The following is a 9,686-nucleotide window of genomic DNA, read 5'->3' as shown; positions in this document are numbered from 1 at the left end:
ACGCCCGGTTACATTCCGAACCCGGAAGCTAAGCCTTACAGCGCCGATGGTACTGCAGGGGGGACCCTGTGGGAGAGTAGGACGCCGCCGAACAAATTGTGTGGGAAACCCCCGTGCCCTCAGGCACGGGGGTTTTCTGCGTTTAAGGTCGGGTCATGCATTATGACTTGATCATCTTTGACAACGACGGCGTGCTGGTCGACAGCGAGCCCCTCTCCAATCGGCATCTGGCCGCCTACCTCACCGAGTTGGGGCACCCCACCACATACGAGGACTCCATCCGGGACTACATGGGGTCGGCGATGCATCGCATCCATGACCTGGTGCTCGAACGGACGGGACAGCGGCTGCCCGACGACTTCGACGATGTCTTCCACGCCCGTGTCTTCGCCGCGTTCGAACGGGAGCTGAAGCCCGTGCCCGGGGCCGTGGACGTACTGGAGCGGCTCCGCGCCGACGGGATTCCCTACTGTGTGGCCTCGTCCGGGAGCCATGAGCGGATCCGGGTGGGACACCGGGCGACCGGGCTCGACCGGTGGTTCGAGGAGGACCGCGTCTTCAGCTCGCAGGACGTGGGGCGGGGGAAGCCGGCACCCGATCTCTTCCTCTACGCGGCCGAGCGGATGGGGGTGGAGTCCGGGCGGTGCGCGGTCGTCGAGGACAGCCCCCTCGGAGTGCAGGCCGCGGTGGCCGCCGGGATGGACGTCTACGGCTACACCGCCATGACACCCGCCGACCGGCTCACCGGAGCCACCCGGCTCTTCTCCGGCATGGAGGAACTGCCCGGCCTGCTGGAACGAGGGCGCGGATGACCCGAACCACCGGGCCGGCGCTGACATTTGTCATGCCGACCTCCGGACGATCGTTTCTACTGGCGGACCCCCCGTTTCCACGAAGCTGAGGGCATGACGACGAACACGGTTCCCCAGCGCCAGAGCAAGACGAAGAACGTCGCGCCGCTGATCATGGACGTAGCGGTGCCGGTCGGTTCCTACTACCTCGTCAAGGACGGGTTCGGGACCAGCACCCTCATGGCCCTCGCGCTCAGCAGCGTGGTGCCCGCCGCGCGGACCGTCTGGAGCGTCCTTCGGGAGCGGAAGGTCAACGCCCTCGCCGGACTCATCCTGTTCGTGAACATCGTCGGGCTGCTGCTCAGCCTGGTCTCCGGCGACCCGCGGCTGATGCTCGCCAAGGACAGCGCCGCCAGCAGCGCCATCGGCATCGGCATCCTGGTCTCGGTGGCCCTCGGGAAGCCGATGATGACGGCCGGTATGAAGCCGTGGCTGGTGAAGGGGCAGGCGGAGCGGGAGGCCGCCTGGGAGCGGCTGCTCACCGGGTCCCCGGCCTTCCGGCGGTACGAGCGGGTCTTCTCCGTCGTCTGGGGCGTCGTGCTGCTCGGCGAGTGCGTGGCGCGGATCGTGGGCGTGTACACGCTGCCGGTGGACACCATGGTCTGGCTCGGCAACGTCGTCCTCGCCGTCGCGATGGTCGTGGCCTTCCGGGTGAGCAGCGCCCTCGCGGCCGCTCCCATGGCACGCCTGCTCATGGCCGAAGTGGAGGCGGGCGCGAGGACGTTCGCCGGGGAGGGAACCCCGGCGAACGCTCCCGCCACGGCCCCCGCCCTCGCCCGCTGAGCCCCCGCCGGACCCGGAAAGCTGAACAGAAATCACCTTCGGCTGGATCTATCCAGCCGTGACCAGGAGCCCTACGCTCGCCGCCATGACAGATGTGCTGCGGCGCGGCAGGGCCTCTCTGGCGTTTGGGTTCTTCGCCCAGGGCGCCACCTTCGCCCTGCTGGTCACCCGGATTCCGGCCATCCAGGACCGGTACGGGATCTCCGACGCGCTGCTGCCCGCCTTCCTCGCCGCGGTGCCGGTCCTCGCCGGTGTCGGCAGTGTGACCACCGAACAGCTGGTCAGGCGGGTACGGCCCAGCCGGGTGCTGCGCTGGTCGCAGCCCCTGGTACTGCTGGCCCTGCTCGGTGCCGGGGGCGCCGACGGAATGGCCGGACTGGCCCTCGCACTGGGGGTGTTCGGCCTGACGGTGGGGGCGCTCGACGCCTCGATGAACATGCTCGGGGTCAGCCTCCAACGGGCCTACGGGCGCAGCATCATGCTCGGCTTCCATGCCGCGTACAGCCTCGGCGGGATCCTCGGTGCCTCGCTGGCCTGGGCGGGCGCGCACTGGGGGCTCACGCTGTGGGTGTCGTATCTGCCCGTGGTGGCCGTGCTGTTGTCGGCCACGCTCGTGGGGAGCCGGTGGTACGTCGACGGGGCGGGGGCGGCCGGACAGGAGGAGCCGGGCGGGTCCGGGGCGGTGGTCTTCCGGCTGCTGCTGCCGCTGTGCCTGGTGATGACCTTCGCGTACATCGGGGACTCGACCGTCTCCAACTGGAGTGCCAAATACCTTCAGGACACCCTCGGCAGCTCGGAGCAGCTGGCGACCGTGCCGTACAACGTGTACATGGTGACCACGCTGCTGGGGCGGGCGATCGGGGACCTCGGGGTGCGGCGGTTCGGGGCCGCGGCGGTCGTACGGCTGGGCGCGCTGGTGGCGGCGCTCGGGTTCGCGGTGGTGGCGGGGGCGCCCGGTCCCTGGGTGGGGATGCTCGGGTTCACTCTGCTGGGTCTGGGGCTGTGTGTGCTGGTGCCCCAGACCTTCGCGGCGGCCGGGCGGCTCTTCCCCGGCGCCTCGGACGCGGCGGTGGCGCGCCTGAACATCTTCAACTATGTCGGTTTTCTGGTCGGTTCGCCCTTGGTGGGTGCGCTCGGGGACGCCTGGAGCTATCGCGGGGCCATGCTGGTTCCGATGGTGTTGGTGCTGGTGACGCTGGGGTATGCCCGCTCGTTCGCGCCTCCGGCGGACCGATACGGTGGCGGGCATGAGCGGCCGAGCACAGCTGATGTGGGACGAGGCGGTAACGGGCTATGACTTCGGCCCGGACCATCCGATGGATCCGGTCCGGCTCGCGCTGACCAGGAAGCTGGTCGACGCCTTCGGGCTGGAGAAGGACATCGAGGTGGTCGCGGCGAAGCCGGCGGGCGACTCCACGCTCAGGCTGGTGCACCGCGAGGACTATGTGGCGGCGGTGAAGGCCGCGTCCGCGGACCCGCGGTCGGCCGACGGGGCGTACGGTCTCGGCACCCTGGACGATCCCGCGTTCGCCGGGATGCACGAGGTGTCCGCGCTGATCGCAGGGCAGTCGGTCGGGGCCGCCGAGGCGGTGTGGCGGGGGGACGCGCTGCACGCGGTGAATTTCGCCGGAGGGCTGCACCATGCGATGCCCGGTGGTGCCTCCGGGTTCTGCATCTACAACGACGCGGCCCTCGCCGTCGCCCGGCTGCTGGAGCTGGGCGCCGAGCGGGTCGCGTACGTGGACGTGGACGTCCACCACGGCGACGGGGTGCAGGCCGCGTTCTGGGACGACCCCCGGGTCCTCACCGTCTCGCTGCACGAGCACCCGCAGACCCTCTTCCCGCAGACGGGGTGGCCGCAGGAGACGGGCGGGGCCGGTGCCGAGGGCAGCGCGGTGAATGTGGCGCTGCCGGCCGGTACGGGCGACGCGGGGTGGGTACGGGCCTTCCACGCAGTCGTACCGGAGCTGCTCGCCGACTTCCGGCCGCAGGTGCTGGTCACCCAGCACGGCGCGGACACCCACTTCGAGGATCCGCTCGCCCATCTCGCGGTGTCGCTGGACGCGCAGCGGTCCGTGCAGCTGGCGTGCCACGACCTGGCGCACGAGTACGCCGAGGGGCGCTGGGTCGCGCTGGGCGGCGGAGGCTACGCGGTGGTGGAGGTCGTACCGCGGTCCTGGACGCATCTGGTCGCCGTGGCGGCGGGGCGGCCGATCGAGCCGGAGACCGTGATCCCGGACAGCTGGCGGCAGCAGGTCTTCGCCCGTACCCGGCAGTTGGCGCCGGGCCGGATGACGGACGGGCGGTGGCCGGTCGGGTACGCGGACTGGGAGTCGGGGTACGACCCGGCGGACCGGCTGGACCAGGCGGTGCTCGCGACCCGCAGGGCGGTGTATCCGCTGCGCGGTCTGCTGCCGTAGCGGGCTGCGGGCTGCGCGATCGCCGGAACGGGCTTGAAGGCTGCGGGCCGCGCGGCCGCCGGAGAGAGAGCCGCGCGACGGCCGGAGCGAGCCGCGCGATCCGCCGGAGAGGGTCGCACCATTGGGCCGACGGTGGGGTGTTTCCCGCGTTCCGGTCATGCGGGGCGGGCGAGTGGGCCAGTATCGCCCGCGTGTTGAGCACCGGAGCGCTGCGTGCGCATCTGCTGGCCGCCGGGCTGGCCGGGACCGTGGCCACCTCGCGCGAGGACAGTCTGCGCAGCTATCGGCTTTTCGCCGCGCGGGACCCCCGCGTTCTGATCGGACTCGATCCGGAATGGACATGGGGGGCGCGGGATCTGATCGAGTTAATGGCAGACAAGTGCGGGGTTTCGGCCGATCCTTGTCATACCTCCGGCCATGATGTGATTGACCCGGAGCGCACCCTGACGGGTCTGGAGGCCTTCGCCGACCGGCTCGCGACGGCCGCGCGGCGCGGGGAGGCGGTGCTGCTGGGCACCGGACATCCGCACCGGCTGACCGGTTTCTACGCCGCTCTCGCCCATGCCCTGTCGGCGGCGGGATGTGCCGTCCTCACCCCGGCGCAGGGTCGCTCTGTCGACATATTGACCCGGTTCGGCCTACGCACGTACACCCTCGACTACGTACGGGGGGTCGCGTTCGTGCGGAAAGCAGGGGGCGGGGGAGCCGGTTGTGAGCCGGGCGCACATTCGCACTCACCGCTGCCGGTGCGACTCGCGCTGGCCGCCGCGGCGGAGTCCGGCGGCCCGCTGCCGCATCTGGTGATCGGGGACCACGGCTGGGTCTGCGGGGCAGGTCAGCTGGGGTTCGAGACGATCGGCCTGGCCGACACGGACGACCCCGCGCTGTTCGTCGGGGAGGCGGAGGGGCGGGTGTCCGTCGTGGTGCCGCTCGATGACGCTGTGCGGTCCGATTACTACCGACCGCTTACTCGCTATGTACTCAATCGAGCGTGTCTGTCACAGTAGGCCGCGGATGGCATCCCCTCTTCCCCACTTGCATCACCCGCACCTAGTCTGGGGAGTGAGCACGCAACGACGAAGAGTCACCGGAAGGGGAAGCCGGTGGCCGTCGAGTGCGGAAGGTTCAGGTGTGTCATGGCTGCTGCTGGCGAGAGGCCTCTGAACGAGGTTCAGTTTCTGACCGTGGCGGAAGTCGCCTCGGTGATGCGTGTGTCGAAGATGACCGTGTACCGGCTGGTGCACAGCGGTCATCTGCCGGCGATCCGGGTGGGAAGGTCTTTCCGGGTGCCGGAGCAAGCGGTTCACGAGTACCTCCGCGAGAGCTATGTGGGGGTCGAGACGGCCTGACGGCGGCCCGGCGGGGCCCGCTTGGGCCTCCCCGGGCACCTCGATTACGACCTCAGCGCTCGGGCGGGTAGGCTAGCCCCTCGTAGGTCGTATGGGCCCATGGCGCCCAGCACCGAGTGATGAGAAGTGAGCGAGGGTAGTCGTGGGCTCTGTTATCAAGAAGCGGCGCAAGCGGATGGCGAAGAAGAAGCACCGCAAGCTGCTCAAGCGCACGCGCGTTCAGCGTCGCAACAAGAAGTAGGGCGCGGCCCCGCGAGGGGCGGCGACTCTGCTTCTGTGCGCGTCTGCGCGTAGTGGCCCCCCACCACCGGTGGGGGGCCCTTGGCGTTTCCGCGCCTTTCCGGCCGTCGTCGCCTCCGGCCATCGGTCCGCTGTGCAGAGGTCCGTGGGGGCCGAATGGCTGGGTCTGGTCGTACGTACGGGGGTGTCGTCACTTCGTGCATCAGGCGGTCATCACAGCGCAACATCGACCGGCTAAGTTGGCCGCACACGGGGAACGCGGCAGGCTGAGGGCAGGCTCCCGTCCACGAGTGGACGGGACGGAAGAGAGGCGCTGATCTTGGGCAAGGTCGTGCTCGTGACCGGAGTGGCCCGCCGGCTCGGGGGCCGGTTCGTACGACGGATTCAGCGTGACCCGGAGGTCGACCGGGTGATCGCGGTGGACGTGGTGCCGCCCGAGCACCATCTCGGCGGCGCCGACTTCGTCCGGGCCGACATCCGCCAGCCCACCATCGCCCGGTTGCTGGCCGAGCACTCCGTGGACACCGTCGTCCACCTGGACGTGACGGGGACCCCGCTCGGCAGCGGCAGCCGGGCCACGGTCAAGGAGACCAATGTCATCGGCACCATGCAGCTGCTGGGTGCCTGCCAGAAGTCCCCGGCGGTCAGACGGCTGGTGGTGAAGTCCAGCACCAATGTGTACGGGTCGGCGTCGCGCGATCCGGCCGTCTTCACCGAGACGACGTCGGCCAAGTCGCTGCCCAGCGGAGGCTTCGCCAAGGACACCGTCGAGGTCGAGGGGTATGTGCGCGGCTTCGCCCGGCGCCGCCCCGATGTGGCCGTCTGTGTGCTGCGGTTCGCCAACATCCTCGGTCCGAACGCCGATTCGCCGCTCGCCTCGTACTTCTCGCTGCCGGTGCTGCCCACCGTCCTCGGCTACGATCCGCGGCTCCAGTTCGTGCACGAGGACGATGTGATCGAGGTGCTGCGGATCGGCTCGCACGAGCCGCAGCGCGGCACGCTCAACAGCGGCACCTTCAACGTGGCCGGGGACGGTGTGCTGCTGCTGTCGCAGTGCGCGCGGCGGCTGGGTCGTCCCACCGCGCCGCTGCTGCTGCCCGCCGTCACCTGGGTCGGCTCGGCGATGCGCACCCTGGGCATGACGGACTTCTCGCCCGAACAGATCCGGCTGCTCACCCATGGGCGGGTGGTGGCCACGGACCAGATGCGCGAGACACTCGGGTACCAGCCCCAGTACACGACCGCCGAGACGTTCGCGGACTTCGCGCGCAGCCGGGGGCCCGGGCTGCTGCCGCCGGAGGCCCTCGCGGGGGCCGTGGACCGGATCGCCGCACTGCCCGCACTGGGCGGTGGCCACCTCCCGACGCACAGCGCCAACTGAGGAGCGCAGCAACGATGGCGGACGCCAAGGTCATTCCGTTCGACGACGACCGGTCCCGGGGGCCTGCCGTGCAGCGGCCGCAGCGGCGCCGGAACGCGGCGGCCCGCCGCCCGGGCGAGCCCGGAGCGGTCCGGGAGGTGCAGCCCCTGCCCGGTGCCGCGGAGCCGGGCGATGACGCTCCCGCGGCCGGGGAGCAGCTGACGGACCCGCGGCCCCGGGACGGGGGCCTGGAGCGGCGACTTGCCGGGGGGCTGGCGTTTCTGCGGCGCAGGCTGACGGGCGACTACGAGGTCGACGACTTCGGCTACGACGAGGAGCTGACCGACCAGGTCCTGATGTCGCTGCTGCGGCCGGTGTACGAGAAGTACTTCCGGGTCGAGGTGAAGGGCATCGAGAACATCCCGTCGAAGGGCGGGGCGCTGATCGTCGCCAACCACTCCGGGACGCTGCCGCTGGACGGCCTGATGATGCAGGTCGCCGTGCACGACAACCACCCGGCGGACCGCCATCTGCGGCTGCTGGCGGCCGATCTGGTCTTTGTGCTGCCGGTGGTCAACGAGCTGGCCCGCAAGCTCGGTCACACCCTCGCCTGTGCCGAGGACGCCGAACGGCTGCTTGCGCAGGGCGAGCTGGTGGGGGTGATGCCGGAGGGCTTCAAGGGCATCGGCAAGCCCTTCGGCGAGCGCTACAAGCTCCAGCGGTTCGGCCGCGGCGGCTTTGTCTCCACCGCTCTGCGCCAGGGGGCGCCGATCGTGCCGTGCTCCATCGTCGGGGCCGAGGAGATCTATCCGATGATCGGCAATGCGAAGACCCTGGCCCGGCTGCTGGGGTTCCCGTACTTCCCGATCACGCCGACCTTCCCGTGGCTGGGGCCGCTGGGCGCGGTGCCGCTGCCGACGAAGTGGACCATCCAGTTCGGTGAGCCGATCCGCACCGACGGCTATCCGCCGGAGGCCGCCGAGGACCCGATGCTGATGTTCAATCTGACGGACCAGGTCAGGGAACAGATCCAGCACACCCTGTACAAGCTGCTGGTGCAGCGCCGGTCGGTCTTCTTCTGACCCGGCTTGCCGATACGACAACGGGGGCGCTCCTGATGGGGCGCCCCCGTCCTCGTAGGGACCCTCGGGGTGTTAGCCGTTCTCGTTGCCGTCGCTGTCGATGCCGAGGCCGGGGAGCAGGCCCGGGAGCAGCGGGGGCAGGGTCACATGCGGTTCCGTCGAGGGGGTCCTGCTCGTCGAGGGCGAGCTGCCGGTGGACTCCTTCGGCGGGTCCAGCAGGCCGCCGGTGCTGCCGCCGAGCAGTCCTTCGCTGCCGCTCTGGGAGGCGGACGGCTGGGGTGTGCCGCTGCCGGAGTGGCTGCTGCCCGCGGATCCCTGGGGGGTGCTGGGGGCCGTGCGGCCCGTGCCCGCGGAGCCCGTGGGAGGCGCAGCGGTGCCCGGGCGGGTGCCGGAGCCGCTCCGGGGCGGGACGCCCGGCAGCAGCGACCGGAGCGGGGCGACCTCTTGGTCTATGGCGTCGAACACCGACGAGACCTGCTGGCTGATGTCGCCGAGCTGGACCGGCAGCCGGTCGCGGAGGGCGCCCCAGGCCACGCGGTGGGACTGGGAGAAGGCGGAGAGGGCCTGGATGGGGGCGAGGGAGCCGTCCCGCTCATAGGCCTCGTGCAGCAGGCGGTGACCCTCGGAGGCGTCGTGCTGGACGCCGGACAGGGTGCGCCGAACCTCGCCGATGGACTCGTGGTCGAGATGGCCCGCGCGGTCGCGCTCCATCAGCCGCCGTGCCTCGTTCAATCGGGTGGAGGCCTGGTCGAGGTAAAGCTGTCCGCGGTCGGTGTCGCCCTCGGCCATGCCGAGTCTGACGTCCTCGATGCCGCGTTTGAGGCCGTACAGGGAGTCGCCGGGCAGGGCGTCGGAGCTGGCGGCGGCCACACCTCCGAAGGAGGCGGCCGCCACGCCGACGCTGAGTCCGCCCGCGGCGAGGCCCTTGGTGAGCCTGCTGCGCGGACGCAGTTTGCCCAGTGGGCGGGCCCGGTGGGAGCCCCGTGCCCGGTGGTCGCGCTGCCCCGGCACGGACGTGTCCGTGGCCTCGCCCTGGGCCTCCTTCTGGAGCATGGCCTCCATCGCGGCCACCAGCCGTGCGCGCTGCACGACCTTGACCTCGGGGTCCAGTACGGGCCGTGGCAGCTCGCCGAGGCCCGTCGTGAGGGCCAGCAGCCGGGCGTACTCGGTCCGTTCCGCGGCAGCCGGGGCCGATCCGTCGGGCTGCCCGGCCGCCGTGCCCCGGTCGTCGGACTGCTCCTCCAGGGCCTGGGCGAAGGCGTTCGCCCGCCGGTGTGCCGATACGTTCGCGATCACTGGCGGCACCTCCTCTCGTCATCACGGTCGACTCCCCAGGGGGTCCTGAGGGTTGCACAACCTCGCCGCTTGCACACGATCGGGTGATCGGGGGCGGCCAGGGGTGACCACAGGGAGCCTGTGTCCCGCACAACGAGCGGCTCGGCACTTGGGTTACGGACGACGGATGATCGGACCGCGAACTCAACAGGCCAGCACGGAAGGTGAGTTGACCGTGACCCGGTGTGTGCCGTGGGGTGGCGGACACGGTCGGGGCTGCTCGGTGGGGGGCGGCGGAGGGGCGGCTCGGCGGACTCCCGGGGGCT

General features: G+C 70.9%; 10 protein-coding genes and 1 rRNA gene. 10 read left to right on the top strand and 1 reads right to left on the bottom strand.

Going from position 1 to position 9,686, the window contains the following annotated elements; all coding sequences use genetic code 11:
* From rrf to ACIHAA_RS27260, 10 genes are all read left to right on the top strand, one after another.
* Nucleotides 1-93, top strand: a 5S ribosomal RNA gene (gene rrf, locus ACIHAA_RS27305); the annotation flags it as partial.
* A gap of 62 nt (nt 94-155) precedes the next feature.
* Nucleotides 156-812: an HAD family hydrolase gene (locus tag ACIHAA_RS27300; protein ID WP_399821643.1), complete on the top strand. Its 657-nt coding sequence runs from the start codon at nt 156-158 to the stop codon at nt 810-812.
* A 93-nt stretch (nt 813-905) separates the two neighbouring features.
* Nucleotides 906-1,634 (top strand): VC0807 family protein, encoded by a 729-nt coding sequence (locus ACIHAA_RS27295; protein ID WP_399821641.1) that lies wholly within the window; start codon nt 906-908, stop codon nt 1,632-1,634.
* An 85-nt stretch (nt 1,635-1,719) separates the two neighbouring features.
* Nucleotides 1,720-2,931, top strand: coding sequence for an MFS transporter (locus tag ACIHAA_RS27290; RefSeq protein ID WP_399821639.1), 1,212 nt, complete (start codon nt 1,720-1,722; stop codon nt 2,929-2,931).
* Nucleotides 2,882-4,054, top strand: coding sequence for an acetoin utilization protein AcuC (locus tag ACIHAA_RS27285; RefSeq protein WP_399821637.1), 1,173 nt, complete (start codon nt 2,882-2,884; stop codon nt 4,052-4,054). Before ACIHAA_RS27290 ends, ACIHAA_RS27285 begins: the two co-directional genes overlap by 50 nt.
* Before the next feature lie 191 nt (nt 4,055-4,245).
* Nucleotides 4,246-5,061 carry a phosphatase gene (locus ACIHAA_RS27280; protein WP_399821635.1) on the top strand — a complete coding sequence of 272 codons (816 nt, stop codon included), beginning with the start codon at nt 4,246-4,248 and terminating at the stop codon, nt 5,059-5,061.
* A 129-nt stretch (nt 5,062-5,190) separates the two neighbouring features.
* Nucleotides 5,191-5,403, top strand: a complete 213-nt coding sequence (locus ACIHAA_RS27275) for a helix-turn-helix domain-containing protein (protein ID WP_004984898.1) — start codon at nt 5,191-5,193, stop codon at nt 5,401-5,403.
* Between the two features lie 142 nt (nt 5,404-5,545).
* The gene (locus ACIHAA_RS27270; protein WP_003948845.1) at nt 5,546-5,644 is read left to right on the top strand and encodes a 30S ribosomal protein bS22; all 99 of its coding nucleotides are present in this window, start codon (nt 5,546-5,548) and stop codon (nt 5,642-5,644) included.
* Nucleotides 5,645-5,962: 318 nt separating this feature from the next.
* Nucleotides 5,963-7,024: an NAD-dependent epimerase/dehydratase family protein gene (locus tag ACIHAA_RS27265; RefSeq protein ID WP_399821633.1), complete on the top strand. Its 1,062-nt coding sequence runs from the start codon at nt 5,963-5,965 to the stop codon at nt 7,022-7,024.
* 14 nt (nt 7,025-7,038) lie between these two features.
* On the top strand, nt 7,039-8,085 hold the full coding sequence (locus ACIHAA_RS27260) for a lysophospholipid acyltransferase family protein (protein WP_399821630.1): 1,047 nt from the start codon (nt 7,039-7,041) through the stop codon (nt 8,083-8,085).
* A 72-nt stretch (nt 8,086-8,157) separates the two neighbouring features.
* Here ACIHAA_RS27260 and ACIHAA_RS27255 read toward each other — a convergent pair whose 3' ends face one another.
* A complete protein-coding gene (locus tag ACIHAA_RS27255) occupies nt 8,158-9,381 on the bottom strand; it encodes a DUF5667 domain-containing protein (protein WP_399821628.1) in 1,224 nt (407 codons plus the stop codon).
* Between the last annotated feature and the right edge of the window lie 305 nt (nt 9,382-9,686).

The sequence above is a fragment of the Streptomyces sp. NPDC052040 genome (assembly GCF_044548405.1).
Lineage (GTDB): Bacteria > Actinomycetota > Actinomycetes > Streptomycetales > Streptomycetaceae > Streptomyces.
This window is presented reverse-complemented; position numbering and strand designations above follow the sequence as displayed.